The sequence below is a fragment of the Alkalibaculum sporogenes genome, assembly GCF_009362815.1.
Taxonomy (GTDB): Bacteria; Bacillota; Clostridia; order Eubacteriales; family Alkalibacteraceae; genus Alkalibaculum_A; species Alkalibaculum_A sporogenes.
Genome location: NZ_WHNX01000016.1, coordinates 20,256 through 42,299 on the forward strand (window position 1 = coordinate 20,256; position 22,044 = coordinate 42,299).

The 22,044-nt window shown below is 31.5% G+C and carries 22 protein-coding genes and 1 other annotated feature; all 22 genes read left to right on the top strand.

The genetic code is table 11. The features are described from left to right. The first annotated feature begins 4 nt into the window (after positions 1–4). The 22 genes from GC105_RS10880 (at position 5) to sigK (ending at position 21,911) form a co-directional block, all read left to right on the top strand. Positions 5–1,066: a pyridoxal phosphate-dependent aminotransferase gene (locus GC105_RS10880; RefSeq protein ID WP_152804663.1), complete on the top strand. Its 1,062-nt coding sequence runs from the start codon at positions 5–7 to the stop codon at positions 1,064–1,066. 8 nt (positions 1,067–1,074) lie between these two features. Further along, complete coding sequence (cbiB, locus tag GC105_RS10885; protein ID WP_152804665.1) at positions 1,075–2,034, top strand: adenosylcobinamide-phosphate synthase CbiB; 960 nt, start codon at positions 1,075–1,077, stop codon at positions 2,032–2,034. A 239-nt stretch (positions 2,035–2,273) separates the two neighbouring features. Continuing rightward, entirely contained in the window at positions 2,274–3,143 is an 870-nt protein-coding gene (locus GC105_RS10890; RefSeq protein ID WP_152804667.1) for a nitroreductase family protein, read from the top strand. A 38-nt stretch (positions 3,144–3,181) separates the two neighbouring features. Further along, complete coding sequence (locus GC105_RS10895; protein ID WP_152804669.1) at positions 3,182–3,802, top strand: NUDIX hydrolase; 621 nt, start codon at positions 3,182–3,184, stop codon at positions 3,800–3,802. Between the two features lie 301 nt (positions 3,803–4,103). Continuing rightward, positions 4,104–4,610 (top strand): cell division protein ZapA, encoded by a 507-nt coding sequence (locus GC105_RS10900; RefSeq protein ID WP_152804671.1) that lies wholly within the window; start codon positions 4,104–4,106, stop codon positions 4,608–4,610. Between the two features lie 80 nt (positions 4,611–4,690). Then, a complete protein-coding gene (locus GC105_RS10905; protein ID WP_152804673.1) occupies positions 4,691–5,440 on the top strand; it encodes a hypothetical protein in 750 nt (249 codons plus the stop codon). Between the two features lie 185 nt (positions 5,441–5,625). After that, complete coding sequence (locus GC105_RS10910) at positions 5,626–6,045, top strand: RrF2 family transcriptional regulator (protein WP_343030016.1); 420 nt, start codon at positions 5,626–5,628, stop codon at positions 6,043–6,045. Positions 6,046–6,061: 16 nt separating this feature from the next. Further along, positions 6,062–7,231, top strand: a complete 1,170-nt coding sequence (gene nifS, locus GC105_RS10915; protein WP_152804675.1) for a cysteine desulfurase NifS — start codon at positions 6,062–6,064, stop codon at positions 7,229–7,231. 1 nt (position 7,232) lies between these two features. Continuing rightward, complete coding sequence (gene nifU, locus GC105_RS10920) at positions 7,233–7,607, top strand: Fe-S cluster assembly scaffold protein NifU (RefSeq protein ID WP_152804677.1); 375 nt, start codon at positions 7,233–7,235, stop codon at positions 7,605–7,607. A gap of 115 nt (positions 7,608–7,722) precedes the next feature. Next, positions 7,723–8,781, top strand: coding sequence for an AI-2E family transporter (locus GC105_RS10925; protein WP_152804679.1), 1,059 nt, complete (start codon positions 7,723–7,725; stop codon positions 8,779–8,781). A gap of 47 nt (positions 8,782–8,828) precedes the next feature. After that, positions 8,829–9,023: a binding site (T-box leader), on the top strand. A 127-nt stretch (positions 9,024–9,150) separates the two neighbouring features. Continuing rightward, positions 9,151–11,790 carry an alanine--tRNA ligase gene (gene alaS, locus GC105_RS10930; protein ID WP_152804681.1) on the top strand — a complete coding sequence of 880 codons (2,640 nt, stop codon included), beginning with the start codon at positions 9,151–9,153 and terminating at the stop codon, positions 11,788–11,790. 189 nt (positions 11,791–11,979) lie between these two features. After that, positions 11,980–12,240, top strand: coding sequence for an IreB family regulatory phosphoprotein (locus GC105_RS10935; protein ID WP_152804683.1), 261 nt, complete (start codon positions 11,980–11,982; stop codon positions 12,238–12,240). A 238-nt stretch (positions 12,241–12,478) separates the two neighbouring features. Next, the gene (locus GC105_RS10940; RefSeq protein WP_152804685.1) at positions 12,479–13,426 is read left to right on the top strand and encodes an aldo/keto reductase; all 948 of its coding nucleotides are present in this window, start codon (positions 12,479–12,481) and stop codon (positions 13,424–13,426) included. 1 nt (position 13,427) lies between these two features. After that, positions 13,428–13,841, top strand: a complete 414-nt coding sequence (gene ruvX, locus GC105_RS10945) for a Holliday junction resolvase RuvX (RefSeq protein WP_152804687.1) — start codon at positions 13,428–13,430, stop codon at positions 13,839–13,841. A gap of 15 nt (positions 13,842–13,856) precedes the next feature. After that, positions 13,857–14,108: a DUF1292 domain-containing protein gene (locus tag GC105_RS10950; protein ID WP_152804689.1), complete on the top strand. Its 252-nt coding sequence runs from the start codon at positions 13,857–13,859 to the stop codon at positions 14,106–14,108. Between the two features lie 109 nt (positions 14,109–14,217). Then, complete coding sequence (locus GC105_RS10955) at positions 14,218–14,652, top strand: Fur family transcriptional regulator (protein WP_152804690.1); 435 nt, start codon at positions 14,218–14,220, stop codon at positions 14,650–14,652. Positions 14,653–14,687: 35 nt separating this feature from the next. After that, positions 14,688–16,349, top strand: a complete 1,662-nt coding sequence (locus GC105_RS10960) for a ribonuclease J (RefSeq protein WP_152804692.1) — start codon at positions 14,688–14,690, stop codon at positions 16,347–16,349. 159 nt (positions 16,350–16,508) lie between these two features. Further along, positions 16,509–17,543 (top strand): endolytic transglycosylase MltG, encoded by a 1,035-nt coding sequence (gene mltG / locus GC105_RS10965; RefSeq protein ID WP_152804694.1) that lies wholly within the window; start codon positions 16,509–16,511, stop codon positions 17,541–17,543. 63 nt (positions 17,544–17,606) lie between these two features. Continuing rightward, complete coding sequence (locus tag GC105_RS10970; RefSeq protein WP_152804696.1) at positions 17,607–18,254, top strand: O-methyltransferase; 648 nt, start codon at positions 17,607–17,609, stop codon at positions 18,252–18,254. Between the two features lie 26 nt (positions 18,255–18,280). Next, positions 18,281–19,507 carry a peptidase U32 family protein gene (locus tag GC105_RS10975; protein WP_152804698.1) on the top strand — a complete coding sequence of 409 codons (1,227 nt, stop codon included), beginning with the start codon at positions 18,281–18,283 and terminating at the stop codon, positions 19,505–19,507. A gap of 93 nt (positions 19,508–19,600) precedes the next feature. Beyond that, the gene (locus GC105_RS10980; RefSeq protein WP_152804700.1) at positions 19,601–21,070 is read left to right on the top strand and encodes a penicillin-binding transpeptidase domain-containing protein; all 1,470 of its coding nucleotides are present in this window, start codon (positions 19,601–19,603) and stop codon (positions 21,068–21,070) included. A 130-nt stretch (positions 21,071–21,200) separates the two neighbouring features. Further along, positions 21,201–21,911, top strand: coding sequence for an RNA polymerase sporulation sigma factor SigK (sigK, locus tag GC105_RS10985; RefSeq protein WP_484476968.1), 711 nt, complete (start codon positions 21,201–21,203; stop codon positions 21,909–21,911). The last annotated feature ends 133 nt before the right edge of the window (positions 21,912–22,044 follow it).

The following is a 22,044-nucleotide window of genomic DNA, read 5'->3' on the forward strand; positions in this document are numbered from 1 at the left end:
TAACATGCCTAATTATATACATGGTGGTAATGTTTGGGCGGATGGGGCTCCTGAACAATGGATAGACTTTTCTGCTAACTTAAATCCAAAGGGAATACCTGAAGTAATGATAAACAGTATAAAAAATAATCTTGATAAAATTGTATACTATCCTGAAGTAGATATGGAACTGCCAAGCTTAAATATTGCTAGCTACCTAGGAGTACCCTCTGAGCAAATACTACCTACTAGTGGTGGTATCGGAGCTCTTTCTTTAATTAGCGAAGGATTAGTATCACCTAAGATAGCTATATTACAGCCAGGATTTGTAGAGTATTTAAGATTGGCAAAAAATAAAAAATCAGAAGTAGTACATATTCCGATTATTAATGAACAAGGCAAAGTTTTTTATCCAGAAGACAAAATAATAAATGCATTAGATGAAAAGACTATGCTTTTCATTTGCAACCCATCAAATCCTATAGGTACAACTATACCTAGAGACTCAATGTTATCTATTATAGATTGTGCACAACAAAAAGGTGCTACTGTAGTAGTGGATGAAGCTTTTATAGAATATTCACAAGAAGATAGTGTTAAAGACCTTGTTGAAAAATATCCTTGTTTAGTTATTGCAGGATCTTTAACAAAGATTTTTGCTATACCAGGTATTAGGCTAGGATATATATGCGCAAATGCAAATTTAATTGAGGAACTAAAACAAAGACAAACTCCATGGAGTTTATCTTCTTTTGCTTGCGACGTTACAAATGTATTGGGAAGCACAAAAGAATATGTGGAAGATTCCATTAAAGAGAATAAGATTCAGAGACAATTTTTAACCTATGAATTAGAGAGTCTAGGTGTATCTGTATTTGACTCTAAAGCAAATTTCTTGTTATGTGACCTTAGACAAAAGAAAATAAAAACTGAAGAATTACAGAAGTCTTTACTAAAACATAAAATATTAATTCGCAATTGTTCTAATTATATATTTTTAGATGACTACTATACTAGAATTGCAGTGAAAAGTAAAGAGGATAATGAATATCTAATATATTATATGAAAAAATATTTAGGCAAATAGGAGAGAGTATGGAGTATTATTTAATAGCTTTTATTATTGATTTAATTGTTGGAGATCCTCATTTTTTACCACATCCTATAAAGTTCATTGGAAATTACATAAATTTAATAGAAAAAGTAACAAGAAAGATTGCTAAAACTTCATTTGCATTAAAAATAGCAGGAGTTTTTTTGCTGTGTAGTACTATACTTGTGTCAATGGCAATAGTATACATACCGTTACAAATATTAAAATATTTTGGCGCTAATTACTATATAGTGGGAGTGATTTATTTCTCCTATTCAATACTATCGACTAAGTGTTTAAAAGATGAGGCTCTTAAAGTGAAGGAAGCATTAGAAGTGAGTCTTGAAGCTGCTAGAAAACAAGTGGCGTTTATTGTAGGTAGGGATACAAATGAATTAAAAAAAGATGAGATTATAAAGGCTACTATTGAAACTGTTGCAGAAAATACTACTGATGGGATAATAGCACCGCTTTTGTTTTTATTTCTAGGAGGCCCAATACTCGCTATGGCATATAAAGGAGTGAGTACTTTAGATTCTATGGTAGGATATAAAAATGATAAGTATATAGACTATGGATGGGCGTCAGCTAAAATGGATGATATATTGAATTTTATTCCTGCAAGAATAGCTGGTTTTGTAATGGTATTTGCTTCTTTTATAGTAAATTTAGATATAAGAGCTTCTTTAAAGATATTATTACGGGATAATAACAAGCATGCAAGTCCAAATTCAGCGTGGACAGAAGCAGCAGCAGCAGGTGCACTTAATATACAGTTAGGTGGAACTCATACTTACTCTGGAAAAGAAATATACAAGCCTACAATAGGTGATGAATATAAATCAGTTGACATTGCAGATATCTTAGAAATGAATCGGCTGATGATTTCTACATCCTGTTTATTTATGATATTTAGTTGGTTAATGCATATGTTAATAAGTTATAGTAATATTATAAGTTGAGAAAGCACTTATTTATATGAAATTGCTGACCTTCTTTATTTGATACTATATATATGATAAAAGATTTAGTGAGTTTAACTATATTCTTTATTACTTTATGGTAAACTTTGCTATTCAGAGAATGTGTGGTAAAATAATATCAATGATAAAGATTTTAAATTGAAGCTGTCATTGAATACAACTTTTAAAAAGTTAATATTAGGGTATAAATAATAATAATACTTTAGGGAGGTATATAGATGAATTATAAAGAACTGATTGAACAGTCAAAATCAACTAGAGATTTTAAAGATAAAGAGGTACCTCAAAAAATAATTGAACAAGTGTCAGAATATAGTAGTGATTCTACAACTATTTTTCCAGATCAAAAAATCCAAATGAAACTACTTCAAGATGGCCATGAAGTCTATCATGCTTTAGAGGGAATGGCAGGATTTAATGGAATCATGATTAAAGCTCCTCAGTATATATTATTTTCAACAGACAATACAAAAGATCACCAGATAAATGTGGGATACTATGTACAAAATATGATTTTAAAGTTAGAAGATTTAGGAATAGATTCCTGTTGGATAGCTATTCCAGAAGATGGTGAGATCATTAAATTAGCATTAAATATAGCGGATGATAAAGAAGCGGCAGCTTTAATAGCTATAGGATATGATAACAATCAAGTGAAAGTGATTAATAGGTTTCACTTTGGTGAGAACTACTCTAAGACAGATATGAAAGTGGTAGAAAATAATGTTGCTACAAGACTTACTATGGATAAAATTGTATACTTAGACTCTTGGGGAAACAATATGTCTGTAGATAGATTGATTGAAATGAAAATGAATGATATATTTCATTATGCAGTTATGGCTCCTTCTACTTATAACAGACAACCGTGGAGGTTTATACTTAAAGGCGATCATTTGTATTTGGCAATTAGACGTGATCCTGGTGTAAATGATGAATTAGATTTATTAGATGCAGGTATTATTATGCTATATGTTGAACTGATGATGAGGGATGCTAATATTACTGGAAAATGGCATGTAGTGACTGATACAAAAATGGATGGGATACCTCAAAATTATCGTTATATTGGATTTTATTCCCATTAAAGTTTAAAACAAGGATATACCGAAGGGGTGATGTTGGTATGAAAAATGACATTTTAGAATGGGCAAAACAAATACAAAGTTACTGTAAAACTGGATTATATTATGTTGAAAATGAATATGAAATTGATAGATACAATCAAATAATGGAAGCAAGTGTAAATATTATATCTTTGATATGTGATAAAGAACCTGAAAAAATTAGTTTGTCATTAAGTGCAGACGACCTTTATATAACACCTAAGGTTGATTTAAGAATAGTTGTATTTAATGATAAAGGAGAATTTTTGTTTGTCAAAGAAAAGGTAGATAATCTTTGGACCTTACCAGGTGGTTTTTGTGATGTTGGTTTTTCACCCTCTGAAGTTGCAGTAAAAGAAACTTGGGAAGAAGCAGGTATCGAAGTAGAACCTGTTAAATTACTAGGAGTATTAGATAAAAAGCACTACAATCATCCTAGAAATATTTACTATTTATATACCATTTTCCTTTTGTGCAAAAAAATAGGTGGGATAGAAAAACCAGGGATGGAGACACTTGCAGTTGAGTACTTTTCTCTAGACAATTTGCCACCTTTATCAACTCCAAGAATTACTAAAGAACAGTTAGAGATGATGCATGGATTTTATACAGGTAAGCAGACAGAAGCTTTCTTTGATTAAGTTATTAAGAGAAAGTTAATATTAATTATTAAGTAAAACGAATAATAGTTTATAAAACTAAAGTTCGTTTTTTTAATATGTTTCTTTTTAAAGGAAAAAATATTATAATGATTAATATGGTAGGTATTCACACTAGCAGATTGGCAACTTACTTCTTACTTCTCAAGGGAACAAGTGCAATGACCGAGACCCCAAAGGGTTTGAGGATATTCAATTAGCAAACATAGTTTGCATCAGGTTACTAAAGGCTTTAAATATAGAAATTAAAGTATTCTTGATTAATATAGATAGGAGTATAGATATGGAAAATAAGAGCAAAGTAGTAGCGAAAATTCAGGATGTTGAATATACTCTACTTGGAACTATAGATCAGAAACATATAGATGAAATTAGTAAAATGGTTGATGATATGATGTCAATTGTTAAAAAATCGAACCCTTTAATGAATAGGAGTATGGTACTTATACTCAGTTGTATTAACTTTTGTGATGAGATAATTAAATTAAATAGTAGAAATGAAAAATTAGAACAAAAACTCGAGAGTATAGAAGATGTAAATGATTTAAAAGAACAATTGACTACTTACAAAGAGTATAATAAACAAAATAATGACGTAAATAGTGAGATGAAAAAAGAAAGAGATACACTAAAAAAAGAACTCATTAAGTCGAAAGATCTTATCGAACAATACAATAAAAAAAATAGACAATACAAGTTTGATATAGAAGAGAGCAGAAAAACTATATTAGATTTACAAAATCAACTCTTTGAAAGCCAAATAGAATTAGTGAAAGCTAATAAACAGTGAAGTAAGTTTCTCTTTATTCTGTAACACATTAATCTCCTAAACATATAATATTGTAGAAAATTTAAAAGGAGGTTAACTACATGGAAGACGCAAGAATAGAAGGAATAGGTGGCGGTGGTTTTAAAAAATACGAGGTCGATTGTTTAAAAGTAAAAAAGGTCTATTTTTCTTGTCAGTTAAGAGAATGTATAGAAGACCAATTATTTGACTTAGATTATCCAACAGGTAATAGTTGCGATTATAAGTTTGTAAGATGCGAATTTGGTGATGCAAGTATAGAGCCAATAAAACATGTGCCGCTATTTACAGAAGTAGATGAATATTATGCGAAACTAAGAGGGGTAGTTGCTGTACCTATATACGTTGTAGTTAGACGTAAATGTGATGGAGAAATATTTAAATTAGCTGCACATCCTATAATCGATGGGTGTGAACAAAAAGATAATAAAGTAAGATTCCCAATTGATGTTATAGTATATGCTCCAGCTAATTTTTTAAGACAAGGAAGATTTATTGCTGATGCAGAATCATTAGCAGAGTGCGATCATAATCTTGTAAGGTTCATAGGTAGTGATAACATAGAATTGAGTATAGGATTCTTTATAATTATAAAAGTGCTATCAGAAGTACAATTAAAGATTCCTACATTTGGCTTTTGTGAAATTCCAGAACCGTGTGACGAAGTAGCTCCTATTAGCGACGTATTTTGTGAATTGTTCTTAAATGAAGAATTAACACCATTCCCACAAGATTTCTTTCCACCACAAAGACACCAAGTTGAAGATATAGAAGATATTACTTGCCCACCTAAAAAACCCAAAAGATGTTAATTCAAAAAAAGGCTGATAACCAGCCTTTTTTATTTGGGTAAGAGAGTGTTACTATTCTACTCAATAAAAAAGAATGGGTTATGTACTCTACTATAGTATTAAATTACCTTGACAATTATAATAGGCCTATGTTAATATTTACTTAAATTCCGACCGAAATAGTAGGGAATGATAGGAGTGAGAAAGTGAGATTATCTACAAAGGGAAGATACGGTGTTTCTGCCATGTACGAATTATCCACTTATTACGATGAAAGGTCTGTTTCATTAAAAGAAATTGCACAAAAACAAGAGTATTCAATGGCTTACTTAGAACAGTTGTTTTCAACTTTAAAAAAAGAAAGGCTCATAACTAGTCAAAGAGGAGCAAAAGGTGGATACAAGCTAGCAAAGCCTCCAGAGAAGATTACTGTAGGTGATATTATGAGAGCATTAGAAGGACCTATTGAATTATCGGAATGTGTAGGTGGTAGTGAAGATTATAAATGTAATAAATCATCAATATGCGTTACTAAGGATATATGGAAAGAGGTTAATGATAGCATAAACACTGTTATTGACAATATAACACTAAAAGATTTATTAGATAAATACAAATCGGACTAAAAGGAGTAAGGAGATAATGAAAAGAGTTTATTTTGATTATGCTGCTACAACACCATTAGATAAAGAAGTTTTAGAAAAAATGATTCCTTATTTTAGTGAAAAGTTTGGAAATCCTTCTAGCATCTACTCCGAAGGTAGAGAAGCTAGAAAGGTGATAGATGAAGCGAGACAGAAGGTTGCCAATTCTATTAATGCTAATGCCAATGAAATTTTCTTTACTGGTGGCGGTACGGAAGCAGATAACTGGGCACTAAAAGGAGTTGCTTTTGCTAATAAAAATAAAGGAAATCACATTATTACAACTGTTATAGAGCATCATGCAGTATTACACACTTGTGAATATCTGGAGAAGCATGGTTTTGAAGTTACTTATTTAAAAGTAGATGAATATGGGCTTATAGATATTGAAGAGCTAAAGACATTGATTAAAGACACAACTATTTTAATTAGCATAATGTTTGCAAACAACGAGATTGGAACAGTACAACCTATAAAAGAGATTGGACAGATAGCAAAGGAAAAAAATATTTACTTTCATACAGATGCAGTACAAGCTTTAGGAAATGTCCCTATTGATGTGAGAGATTTAAAAGTAGACTTGCTTTCAATATCAGCACATAAAATATATGGTCCTAAAGGCATTGGTGCTCTATACGTAAGAAAAGGTGTTAAAGTTGATAATTTAGTTCACGGAGGTGCACAAGAGAGGAAAAAAAGAGCTGGAACAGAGAACACACCAGCTGTAGTAGGATTTGGAGAAGCCTGTTACTTAGCAGTTACGGATTTATTAAAACGAAATCAAAAGACAGAGGAACTTAGAGATTACCTTATAAAAAGTATATTATCTACTGTTCCAAATGTTCAACTAAATGGGCATCCAACCAAGAGGCTACCTGGAAATGCGAATATTAGTTTTGAATTCATAGAAGGTGAGTCATTATTACTTAGTTTAGACTTAGTAGGAATTTCAGCTTCAAGTGGTTCAGCATGTACATCTGGTTCTCTAGATCCATCCCATGTATTATTGGCTATTGGCTTGATTCATGAGATTGCCCATGGTTCACTTAGGGTTACATTGGGTAAGAATACTAACAAAGAAGAAATTGACTATCTCTTAGAGCAATTACCACCAATAGTACAAAGACTTAGAGATATGTCACCACTATATATCCAAGGGGGTAAATAATATGTATACAGATAAAGTAATGGAATATTTTCAAAATCCTAAAAATGTTGGAGAAATTAAAGCAGCAGATGGTGTAGGCGAAGTCGGTAGCCCCGCATGTGGAGACATAATGAGGATGTACTTAGAAATAGAAGATAATATTATTAAAGACGTAAAATTTAAGACTTTCGGATGTGGTGCGGCCGTTGCAACTAGTAGTATGGCTACCGAAATGATTAAAGGAAAAACTATAGAAGAAGCTGAAAAAATAACAAATAAAATGGTTGTCAGTGAATTAGGAGGTCTGCCACAAGAAAAAATACACTGTTCTGTATTGGCAGAGCAAGCTATCAGAGCAGCAATAAAAGATTATAAATCTAAGCAAGAGAATAATTAAATATAAGGACTGGTACGTGCATGCCAGTCCTTATATTTAGTAATAAAATAAATAATGAATGATTTGAATATATAATAATATTATATATTGAAGTGCATTAACCAGAGGAGAATTTATGGAATTAGATCGTAGGCGTATTAATTTGTTTTTTGATGTAGCAGTATTTCTAGTTATATTTTTATTTTTAGTATTAATTCGTAGAAATATTATTAATGTAATTAGCCCATTTATATTTGCTTTAGTAGTAGCTTATTTGCTAGATCCTTTGGTACGGTTTATTGAAAAAAAAGGTGTAAAAAATAGGGCATTATCTATACTCTTAGTTTTTATAATAATAATAGGGCTGATAATAGGACTTTTTATGACAGTTATACCAAATATAACAAAAGACGTAAGTGTATTAATTGCTGATATACCTAATATCATAAATTCAGTAGAACATTTTATTAATAATTTTAGAGAAGGAAATACTGTTTTTCAATCAGTTGATTTTTCTAATTATATTGATATAGATAATGAGTTGGCAAATTTGTCTGATGGACTTATATCTGTACTAGGTGCAATGTCAACAAAGCTTATTGCTGGAACTGGAAAATTAGTAGACATTATCATGGTTCCTATTATTACTTTTTACTATCTAAAAGATAAAGAGGATTTTGTATCACTGGGTTCTAAAATAATTCCAAGAAAATTTAAGACAAAGTTAAAAGCAATATTAAGTGATATCGATGTAGTCCTTGGTGGATTCATACGTGGACAGTTATTAATAGCGTTATTTGTTGGAATATTGACGGGAATAGCATGTAGAATTATTGGATTACCTTATTCTATAACAATAGGAATGATAGCAGGCTTGACTAATGTAATTCCTTATTTTGGACCGTGGATCGGTGGTATATTTCCTATCATATTGGCTCTGATTACAAATCCGGTATTAATATTATGGACACTTGTAGCAATTATAATTATACAACAGATTGAATCAACTTTTTTATCACCACAAATCATGTCTCATAGTGTAGGGCTCCATCCTATTGCAGTTATATTTTCAATTCTCTTATTTGGGAATATATTTGGAGTTATAGGAATGATTATTGGAGTTCCTATAGCAGGAACTATAAAGGTTTTAATAAAATATGTTATTGAATTTAGAGAAGAGCAAAGTGTGGATTGACAAATTAAGATGAGTTTATTATAATTTTCATTATAATGATATATATGATAAAGACGATGATTGAAACGAGTACTTTTAACTATCATAATAGAGAAAAAATCCTAGGCTGGAAGATTTTTGCAATGTTAAAGGGAAGCTATTCATGAGTTTAAGGTGAAAGCCGATACGTTAAAGACGTTACCTATAAAGAGATAATCCTAGATTAAATGAGGGTGGTACCGCGACTTCTTTTCGCCCCTTAATATAATCGGGATTTTTTTGATACTGTGAAGGGCACTACAATAAAATGATAACATTAGAAGAGGTTTAAAAAAATTAATAACTCGCTTTTGCAGCGTTGTTTATAACTAATCGAAAGGTGAATATTATATGAAAAAACTTGGTTTAAATGATATACGTGAAATGTATTTAAAATTTTTTGAAGAAAAAGAACATCTGAGACTTCAAAGTGCTCCGTTAGTACCTATAAATGATAATAGCTTATTACTTATTAACTCTGGAATGGCTCCTTTAAAGCCATACTTCACTGGTGATGAGATACCTCCTAGAAAAAGAGTTACAACATGTCAAAAGTGTATTAGAACTCCTGACATTGAAAATGTCGGTAAAACAGCAAGACATGGAACATTTTTTGAAATGTTAGGAAACTTTTCATTTGGAGATTATTTTAAAGAGCAAGCAATACCATGGGGATGGGAGTTTGTGACAGTGGTAATGGAAATACCTGTGGAGAAATTATACGTCTCTATTTATGAGGAAGATGATGAATCTTTTGAAATATGGAATAAAAAAGTTGGAGTTTCTGATGATAGAATTGTTAGGTTAGGTAAAAAAGACAATTTCTGGGAGCATGGGCTTGGTCCATGTGGTCCATGTTCTGAAATTTACTATGATAGAGGACCTAGATACGGCTGTGATAAGGCAGATTGTTCCGTAGGTTGTGAATGTGATAGATATATCGAGTTTTGGAATCTGGTCTTTACACAGTTTGACAAAGATGCGCAAGGAAACTATAATAATTTGCTAAATCCAAATATTGATACAGGTATGGGCCTTGAAAGAATGGCGACTATTATGCAAGGTGTAAATACCATTTTTGAGGTAGATACTATTAAGCATGTCTTAGATAAAATATGTAGTTTATCAAGGGTGTCATATGGGGAAGACACAAAAATAGATGTATCTGTAAGAGTTATTACGGATCATATTAGAAGTGTTTCATTTATGGTAGGTGATGGTGTACTACCAAGTAATGAAGGCAGAGGATACGTTCTTAGACGACTTTTGAGAAGAGCTGCTCGACATGGAAAAATTCTAGGAATAGAAGGATTGTTTTTACACAATCTAGCTAAAGAAGTAGAAAAGGTATCTGGTAAGGCTTATCCTGAATTAACAGAAAAACTTGACTACATTATGAAAGTAATTCGAATTGAAGAGGAAAAGTTTCAAGAAACAATTGACCAAGGTCTTATTCTTTTAGAGGATGAGATAAAACAATTGAAATCAAAAGGTTTGGAAGTTCTATCTGGTAAAAGTGCATTTAAATTATACGATACTTTTGGTTTTCCTCTTGACTTAACTAAAGATATATTAGAGGAAGTAGGTCTAAAAGTCAACGAAAGTATATTTGCTGAAGAAATGAAGAAACAAAAAGAAAGAGCTAGAAGTGCGCGATCAAGCAAGGATATCAGTACATGGAGCGAGGATCCTTTTGAATTTTTAGATGGAAATACATTAACTAAATTTGTGGGCTACGATACTCTAGATAATGAAAGTATTATTATAGGTATAGTTAGGAATGGCTCTGCAGTTCAAGAAGCTGTTGCAGGAGAAGAAATATTGCTATTATTAGAAGAGACGCCGTTTTATGCGGAAAGTGGTGGACAAACTGGTGATATAGGTCAAATTATTTCGGAAACAGGAATTGTGAAAATTTCTGACTGTAAAAAAGGGAGTTTAGGTAGGCATATTCATTATGGAACAGTAGTCAAAGGTAGGATAAACACTAACCAAATAACTTCTAATCTAGTTGATAAAGATAGACGCATAGCCATAGCAAGAAATCATACAACAACTCATATACTCCATAAAGCACTTAGAGATGTTTTAGGAGATCACGTTTCTCAAGCTGGTTCATTAGTAAATGAAAAGCGACTACGTTTTGACTTTAATCATTTTGAAAAATTAACAAAAGAGGAATTGTATGAAGTTGAGATGAAAGTAAATCAAATTATCTCTAATTCGCCAATTATAACAGTATTTGAAACGGATATCCAAGCGGCGAAAGAACATGGGGCTACAGCTTTATTTGGAGAAAAGTATGGTGAGATTGTGAGAGTTGTAAAAGTTGGGCAATATAGTACAGAACTATGTGGTGGAACGCATTTGAACAACGCTAGCCAAGCAGGCATGTTTAAGATAGTAAGTGAGTCAGGAATTGCTTCTGGAGTTAGAAGGATAGAAGCTGTTACTGGAATTAATTCATATAATTATGTCAATAATATTGAAGAAGACTTAAAAACAATATCAACACTGTTTAAGACAAAGCCAGATAATGTACAGCAAAAGGTTGAAGATACTCTAGTGAAATTAAAAGCATTAGAAAAAGAGAATGAACTTTTGCGTCAAAAATTAAATAGTGATTCAATAGGAGATTATACTGAAAATTGTAAAAAAATTAATGGAATCCCTACGGTGATTCAAGTAGTTGAGCAGTTGCCAATGGATGACTTAAGAGATTTAGCCGACAAAATTCGCGATAAATTACAAGCTGGCATCGTATTATTAGGTTCAGTAAATGTTGATAAGGTAAATTTTGTAGCCATGGGGACGAAAGATGTAGTTGAAAAAGGATTCCACGCTGGAAAACTTATTAAAGAGGTTGCAAAAGTTGCTGGAGGAGGAGGTGGAGGACGACCAGATATGGCTCAAGCAGGTGGTAAGAATCCAACTAAATTACAAGAAGCATTGGAAATAGCAAAAGAAATAATTGAAAAACAAATATCTTAGATATAATGTCGGTATCATATATTGAAGTATTTATGAAAAAAACTGTTAGTATTTTTATTGATAATAATAAACTAATATAAGCTCAAAAACAGATGCTATAAAAATAACTTGAGTTTTTTAATTTTTATGTTTTAAACTTGTGGTATAATATAACTATAATTATGTATTTTCTTAAGGAGGAGCATGTATATGGATAACAATAAGGATTTTACAGTAAAATTTCAAATCGAAAAGGATAGATCAGAAGAAATTAAAGAGATAGTTAAGAATGTATATACAGCTCTTGCTGACAAAGGATATAAACCGGTGGAACAATTAGTAGGATATATTATGTCAGGTGACCCTACTTATATAACAGGGCATATGAATGCGAGAAATCTAATAAAAAAAATAGATAGAGATGAATTGTTAGAAGAATTAGTAAAGAATTATTTTGAAAATCTAAAGTAGATATAAATAGTCTTAAATTTAGATATCATTATTAAACGGATAATAAATGAATGGTATAATTACTGTATTATTTCACAATGGATTAAAGCCTAAAACTGCTGTAAGACGCAGTGTATCTGCTAGGAGTTAACACCCGTTTATCTCTTTTATGAAACAAACTAAAAAAAGTGGGTGGTCTTACTCATAGTAGCAAGATATGAGACCCTAAGAGGGTCTTTCATCATGTTAGGAGGATAATTTGATTTATAATTTACTTGGTACTACAGGGTTAAAAGTATCTAAAATTTGCTTTGGAAGCCTTACACTAGGACCACTTCAAAAAAATGTGACTCCTGAAGAAGGCGGAAAGATCATAGCTTATGCAATGGAGCATGGCGTAAATTTTATAGATACTGCTAATTTGTATCATAATTATCCTCACATTAAAAATGCTGCAAAATATTGTGAAAGAGAGTTAATTATATCTACAAAGTCATACGATTATAATGAAATAGGTGCTAAGATGAGTTTAACTAAAGCACAAAAGGAACTGAATAGGGATGTTATTGATATATTCATGTTACACGAGCAAGAGAGTATTCATACTATTAGAGGTCATTGGGAAGCAATTAATTTTCTAATAAAAGAGAAAAAAAAAGGAAATATAAGGGCTTTAGGTATTTCTACTCATCGTATTGAAGGAGTATATGGTGCATGTGAAATTGATGATTTAGAAGTAATTCATCCTATTATTAATTATAAAGGTTTAGGTATAGAAGACGGTTCTTTAGAAGATATGGAAAAGGCTATTGCTTGTGCAAAGTCAAAAGGTAAAGGTATTTATGGTATGAAAATATTTGGTGGTGGAAATCTAATTAATAATGTTGACGAGTGTTTTAATTACATTAATAATTTAAATATTTTAGATTCAATAGCTATTGGTATGCAGACAAAATCAGAAGTTGATTATAATATAAATAAAGTGCTAGGCAGAAAAATAGATGTAAATCTGGCTAATGAAGTAAAAAACAAGAAAAGAAGGCTTCTGATAGATAGCTGGTGTAATGGTTGTGGCAGTTGTCAGATAAAGTGTCATCAAAATGCTATAAAACTAATAGATAATAAAGCAATAGTAGAGGAAGAAAAATGTATTACATGTGGTTACTGTGGAGCTTATTGCCCACAATTTTGTATAAAGGTAGTGTAACATGAAAGATAGAATACTAAGCTTAGATGTAGGGAATAAGTACATAGGGATTGCAGTATCAGATCAACTTAGAATTACTGCTCAAGGAGTGACAACGTTAATTAGAAAAAATTTAGATGAAGATTTATTAAGTATTAAAAATCTAGTTGAAGAATATGATGCTAAGGAAATAGTAATAGGATTACCTAAAAACATGAATGGAACAATTGGCATCCAAGGTAATAAAACTATCAATTTTGGGAATTATCTAAATAAGAGATTAGATTGTGAGATTATATATTGGGATGAACGTCTCACTTCTAAATTAGCAGAGAATTTATTAATTGAAGCAAATGTGAGAAGAGAAAAAAGAAAAAACATAATCGACAAGCTTGCGGCACAAGCTATACTGCAAAGCTATATAGATTCATTATAAAAAGGAGGAATTTAAATGCAAGAAAATGAGAATACAATAATACTATTAGATGAGGAAGGTAATGAGGTAGAATTAGAACTAATAATAACAATGGAAAAAGAAGGAACTGAATATGCGCTATTAAAAAATCTAGAAGATGAAAGTGACGATATGTTTGCTTTTAGGATAGATGAGGATGGAGAAGGTGACATACTTACTCCTATAGAAGACGATGATGAAATAGAAATGATACAAGAAATGTACAATGAAATAATAAAAGAAGACTAACAAGAAAACTGTAATAGACATAAAATAATAAGCAACTGCTTGACAAAGATTACTTATCATTATAATATGATAAGTGATAACAACTATTAATTGATAAGTGGTGATAAAAATGTCTACAACACTTGAAAGACTAATTTTTTTAATGAAAAACAAGGGGTATAAGTTAACTCCTCAAAGAAGATATATTCTAGATGCTGTAATGGAGAATAACGAGAGCCATTTAAGCATAGATGAAATATACACTGTAGTTAAACAAACTTGTCCTGAAATTGGCATTGCTACAATTTACAGGACAGTACAAATGTTAGAAGAGATAGGTGTTTTAACGAAACATCATTTTGATGATGGCTGTTCTAGGTACGAACTAGCCGACGATAGTAAAAGACATAATCATCATCATTTAGTTTGCGTTATTTGCGGAAAGGTTATTGAAATACAAGATAATTATTTTGATGAGCTCGAGCAACATATAGAGAAAGACAAAAATTTTACCATTACTAATCACACTGTAACATTTTATGGAAAATGTGAAATTTGCAAGTGAAAGACGGTACGGAAGAGATTGAAAGGAGAATAATATTGACAACGAAAAAAAGTAAATTAAAAGTTATCCCATTAGGTGGGCTTGGAGAGGTGGGCAAGAACATAACTCTATTTGAATATAAAAAGGATATTGTTATTGTTGACTGCGGAATAGCGTTTCCAGATGAGAGTATGTTCGGAATCGACATAGTGCTTCCAGATTACACCTATTTAGTTAATAATAAGGATAGAGTAAAAGCTATAGTTCTTACTCATGGACATGAGGATCATATAGGTGGAATTCCATACTTATTAAAAGAATTGAATGTACCAATTTATGGGACAAAGCTCACTATAGGACTAGTGGAAAATAAGTTAAATGAGCACAAATTATTAGATACCACTGAAAGAATAGTAGTAAAACCAAAAGATGTAGTAAAGATAGGTGGATTTGAAATAGAATTCATACGCACGAATCATAGTATTGCAGATAGTGTAGCATTATTTATAAAATGTGAAGCTGCTAAAGTTCTCCATACAGGCGACTTTAAAATAGATTATAATCCAATAGACGACGAAGTAATAGATCTTAAAAGATTTGCTGAGTTAGGTACTGAAGGTGTAGATCTATTAATGGCAGATAGTACAAATGTAGAACTTCCAGGATATACGCTATCTGAAAGTTCTGTTGGAAAAACATTTATGGAACTATTTAATGGTGTGAAAAGTAGAATTCTCGTTGCAAGTTTTGCATCAAGTGTACATCGTGTTCAACAGATTGCAGATGCTGCTATAGCCCACAATCGAAAAATTGCTCTTAGTGGACGTAGTATGATTAATGTATCAAATACAGCATTAGAATTAGGTTATCTTCATATTCCACAAGACGCTTTAGTAGATATTAGGGACATTAACAAATATGATCCAAGTGAGATAGTAGTAATATCTACAGGTAGTCAAGGAGAACCTTTAGCTGCTTTAAGTAGAATGGCAGCAGGAGAGTATCGTCAACTATCTATTAATGCAGGAGACTTAGTCATTATATCTGCTTCTCCAATACCAGGAAATGAAAAGATGATTAATAGAGTTATTAATAATTTGTACAAACTAGGTGCAAATGTTATCTACGAAAAACTTGCTGATATACATGTTTCAGGTCATGCAAAGCAGGAAGAATTAAAACTAGTTCATACTCTAGTGAAGCCTAAGAATTTTGTGCCAGTACATGGAGAATACAGAATGTTAATGCATCATGCCAAACTTGCTCAGGAACTAGGAATGTGCGAGGAAAATACCATAGTAGCTGAAAATGGCGGTGTAATTGAAGTAGATGAGACTGGTTGTAAAGTTATTGGGAAAGTTCCTTCAGGAATTACATTAGTAGATGGTCTAGGAATCGGAGATGTTGGAAACATAGTACTTCGTGATAGAAAACATCTTTCAGAAGATGGTTTGTTCATAGTCGTAGTAACACTTAGCAAGGGAAAAACTGTTGCTGGACCTGATGTAATTTCAAGAGGATTTGTATATGTACGAGAATCTGAGGAGCTAATAAATAATGCAAGACGTGTGGTAAAAGAAGCTCTTTCTAGATGTGAAGAAAAAAATATTTATGAATGGAATAAAATAAAAGGTGAGATAAAGGAAAGTTTAGATCAGTTCTTATTTGAGAAGACAAAACGTAAACCAATGATATTACCAATACTAATGGAAGTGTAATAACGCTCTAATTTTAAATGCATAGCAGTAAAAAATGAGAATTCCTTTGAATGTGAGATATTATCTCTAATGATAGTATTACTCTTAAAATTCAAAGGAGTTCTATAATATGCAAGACAAATAAGTCGTACACTACAAAATGCAAGTCGGAGGATTTCCATGAATAAAAAGAAGATGATGAAGGTGGCTATAGTCACCCTATTGTTGTTTGTTTCTATATTTATAGCATTAACGATATACTATACTGCTAGTTTAAAGCCCTTAGAAAAGAATGGTAAAGAAAAGTTGGTGGAGATTCCATCTGGATATGGACTGAATAGTATTAGCGATCTTTTAGAAAATTCTAAAATTATAAGAAGTAGTACAATCTTCAAGGTTCGTGTTAAGTTAAAAGACGTAGGCAATCAGTTGAAAGCAGGAAAATACTTGCTGAGTGCAAACTATTCTGTAGATGAGATTATAGATATTATTGCTCAAGGAAAAGTTGTCAATGAAAGTACTGCATTTACAATACCTGAGGGATGGAAGCTAGATCAAATTGCACAAGAATTAGAAAAACAACAACTAGTACAGGATAAAGATGATTTCATTAAAGAAGCAAGCAAAATAGAAAAGTATCAAGAAAGCTACAAATTTTTGTCTACTATAAAGGATGCTCCAGAAAGAACCTTGGAAGGATATCTATTCCCAGATACATACTTTATTGACAAAGAAGAAAATACACAAGATATTGTTAAAAAGATGCTGGCAAGATTTGGAGAAGTCTTTACAGAAGAATACATAAATCAAGCAAAGTCAATTGATATGACAATAGATGATATTGTGATACTTTCATCTATAGTGGAGCAAGAAACAAAATACGATATAGATAGGCCTGGAGTTGCAGGAGTTTTTTATAATCGCATAGATATAAATATGCCACTTCAATCTGATGTAACAGTATTGTATGCATTAGGAGTACACAAAGAGCAAGTATTATATAAGGACTTAGAAGTGGATTCAAGATACAATACATACAAGTATACTGGTTTGCCAGTAGGGCCAATAGGGTCATTTGGTATATCTTCTTTAAAAGCAACTTTATATCCTGAAGAAAATGAATACTATTATTTTATAGCAAAACCGGATGGTTACTGTGTATTTAATAAAACTCTTGGAGAACATAATGTTGATGTAAACAAGTATTTACGATAGCATATGTGATAGTATTCTATAACTCATTTATAATGATGTATCAGTAGTTAGGGGTAGAAAAAATTGGGGACAATTACTCAAGATTATATTGAAAATTATATTAGAAATCTTATTATAGAAGAAGATTCATTTGTACAAAAGCTTGAACTCTATTCATTAGAGCATAATGTTCCAATCATCCATCCAGAAGTAAAGCAGTTCTTATCAGTAATTATAAAGTCCAGTGGTATTAAGTCGATATTAGAAGTTGGTACTGCCATAGGGTATTCGTCTATTGTTTTCTGCAATGCTATGAATAATGGGAAGGTAGTTACTATTGAAATAAATGAAGATATGAAATGTGAAGCATTAAAGAATATTGATCTAGCAGGTTATAATAATAATATAGAAGTTATTTTGGGAGATGCAAACCATGTTATTAAAGAAATACGTGGCCAATTTGACTGTATTTTTTTAGATGGTGCTAAAGGTCATTATATTCACTTGTTAGACACATGTTTAGAACTACTAAAACCTGGAGGAATTCTAATTTCTGACAATGTATTATTTAGAGGTATGGTAGCTAATAATGAATTAGTTAAGAGAAGGAAAATTACAATAGTTAAAAGAATGCGAAAATATCTAGAAGTTATAACAAGTCACCGACAATTAAAGACTAGTATAATACCAATTGGAGACGGGGTAGCATTAAGCTACAAGCTTAAAGATTAGCAATTGTTGATTGAAAGGAAGTTTCTATGAGAAAGCCTGAACTACTAGCACCTGCTGGAAATATGGAAAAATTAAAGTATGCACTGCATTACGGAGCTGATGCGGTATACCTAGCTGGAACAAGTTATGGACTTAGGGCGAAGGCAGGTAATTTTAGCATAGATGAAATGTATGAGGCTGTTAAATATGTTCACGATAGAGATAAAAAAATATACATTACTATGAATATTATACCTCATAATCAAGATTTTGAAGGTATGAAGGACTATGTAAAAATTCTCGAAGCCTTAGGTGTAGATGGAGTTATAGTAGCAGATCCAGGGATTATTATGTTAATTAAGGAAATAGCGCCAGAACTCAAAATATCTCTTAGTACCCAAGGTAATACAACTAATTATTATAGTGCAAAGTTTTGGCACCAAATGGGCATTAATAGAATAGTATTAGCGAGAGAACTAAGTATTCAAGAAATTAAGACAATTATAGATAATACGCCAGATACTTTAGAAATAGAGACTTTTATTCATGGTGCTATGTGTATATCTTACTCAGGTAGATGTTTGTTAAGTAATTATATGGCAAACAGAGATGCTAATAAGGGAGATTGTGCACAACCTTGTAGGTGGAATTATAGTCTTATGGAAAAAACAAGAGAAAACGAGTATTTTCCCGTATATGAAGATGAACGTGGAACGTATGTGTTTAATTCAAAAGATTTATGTTTAATCGAGAATATCCCAGAGCTTATAAAAGTAGGAGTAAATAGTTTTAAAATAGAAGGTAGGATGAAAAGCGTTTTTTACGTTGCTACAGTAGTAAGAGCTTATAGAAAATCAATAGATGAGTATTTAAAATGCCCTCAAAAATATGTATTTAATACAAGTAATTTAGATGAATTAAAAAAAGTAAGTCATAGAGAATATACAAGTGGATTTGCACTTAATAAACCAACTCAAGAAGATCAAAATTATACCTCTAGCACATATGTAAGAGAGTATGACTTCGTTGGTATAGTATTAGATTATAATGTAGAAACTCAAATTGCCACAATTGAGCAAAGAAATAAGATCGAAATTAATGATACTATAGAAATCATGAGACCAAATGAGGATTTTATAGAACAAAAAGTACTACAAATGTGGAATGAAGAAGATCAACTACTAGAGTCGACACCACATCCTAAGATGATTTTTAGAATGAAAATGAATAGTAAAGTTGAACCAATGGACTTACTTAGAAAAGCATTAAAGTGATAGATAAATTTCATAACTGAATCTTAATTATATTTTGTATATTCTCCCTTTATATGGTTTACACTAGAAATATTATATAGAGGGAGTTTTTTTATGCGGAAAAAGAGAATAGTATTTGTATCGATGATGTTCTTAGTTGCATTTTTTTCTATATCATTACGTACAGGATATCTATTAGTAAATGATAATAAAGTAAGTATTGATAGAATAACAAATCAAGTAAGTAGTAATAGTTTTCTGTACTACCCACGAGGAGAAATCACAGATCGCAATGGAATTATTTTAAGTGGCAAGGTTGTAGATAAAGAACTACCTATTAAAGATTACAATGCTATAATAGCTAAAGATGTTATCGGTCATTTGAGTACTGATGAAGGAAATACCACATCAAAGGGAATCAAGGGAGTTTCAGGACTACAGCAACTTTATGACACAGAGCTTAATGGTGGTATACCTATCAAAATAGCTATGTATAGTGATGCTAAAGGTGAAAATATTTTCGGTGAAAGTGCATTGGTATATGGAGATCACTTAAATGAAGGATCATCATTAGTAACCACATTAGACTATCACATTCAAAATCTAGTAGAAACTGAAATTTCAAGTATAAATAAACAAAAAGGTTACCCTGGAATAGCTGTAGTTGTTAGCGATGTAGCTAGTGGTGATATACTAGCTATGGCTTCTAATGGTGATGAGACTAATAAATCACTCTTATCATTTCAACCAGGTTCAGTTTTTAAAACTCTAGTAATTGCTAAAGCGTTAGAGGACGAAAAAATCGATATAGATACAATGTTTAAGTGTAATGGTCATATAGATATAGATGGCACTACGAAACATTGTAGTAAGTCTGAAGGTCATGGTGAGATAAGTTTGAAAGATGCATTTGCACAATCATGTAATATAGTTGCTTATGAAGTAGCGATGATGTTGAATCAAGAAGATGATAATGAAAATATTATATATAATGATGTATTGAATTTAGCGAAGGAATTTGGGTTTCAAGATGATACTGTAAAAAGCATGAAAGAGTTTCCCATTAGCTATGACTATTCTTATCCAAGTATACCTACGAGATTATATAATAAAATGGATGTTTTTAATTTAGCTTTAGGACAAGGTAAAGTTATGGCATCTCCCCTTACTATGACAAAGATCTTAGCCACTATTGCTAATGATGGAACATTGATAGAGCCACGTATTGTTTTAAGTCAAACTCATCCGTTAGGAGACCAAATTATATATGAAACAGATAGAAAACAAATATTTTCTAAAGAAGTAAATGATAAATTAAAAATCTTATTAGAAGAAGTATGTAAAACAGGTACGGGAGAAGAAAATTCATTAATTGATCTAGGTGGATTAGCAGGTAAAAGCGGTACTGCCCAGCATATATCTGATAGAGAAAATCATGGTTGGTTTGCTGGATATTTCCCTGCTAATGAACCTAAGTATGCCATGACAGTACTTGTAGAAGAAGGTGGCACTTCATCAGATACGGCCTTACCTATATTTGATAAAATAGCTGTTGAAATTCTCAAATTGTATCCAGAAAATTAATTATACAATAAAAGTATTAATAAACAGAATAAATTCATTTGCGAAAATCCAATGAAAAAACAAATATAAAGCACAAAAACACTTTTAGATGCATATACATTTAAAACAATAGATACTGGAGGTGTTTTTTGTGCTTGGTACTTCTTTATTAGGAATTGCCGCCTTACTAAAAAATATTTACTTTCTGTTAGGATATCTTACTGGCAATTCATTTCCTAATCCATTAAGTAGAGAAGACGAACAAAAATACTTAAACTTATACAAAAATGGGGATCAAAAGGCAAAAAACATACTAATAGAGCATAACCTACGATTAGTTGCTCATATAGTAAAAAAATACTCTTACTCCTCATTGGATACAGAAGATTTGATTTCAATAGGCACTATTGGTCTAATAAAAGCCATATCTACATTTAAAGCAGATAAGGGAACTAAACTAGCTACTTATGCTTCAAAATGTATAGATAATGAAATACTAATGTTTATTAGATCAGAACAAAAAACGAGAAATGATGTCTCACTATACGATCCTATTGGAATTGATAAAGAAGGTAATAAGATTTCCCTAATGGATATATTAGGAACAGAGGGAGATACAGTATACGATAACGTGTTGTTAAAAATACAGGCGGGGAGATTACAACAGTTAATGGACAAAGTTCTTCATATAAGAGAAAAAGAAATTATCATCTTAAGGTATGGGTTAGACAATCACGATAGGAGGACACAAAAACAAATTGCAGACGATATGGGAATATCACGTTCATACGTATCTAGGATAGAAAAAAAAGCAGTTCAAAAATTAGCTCAAGAGTTCTCGAAAAAATATGTTGAACGATAGGAACTGGTATAACCAGTTCCTTATTTTTTCGTAGAACAAGCACCAATGATCAAAGCAGTGTAGTTAGTGGTGAAATTTGCAGCAAATTAAAGTAGGCAATAGGTCTACTATTGCAATCTATGATATAATATTC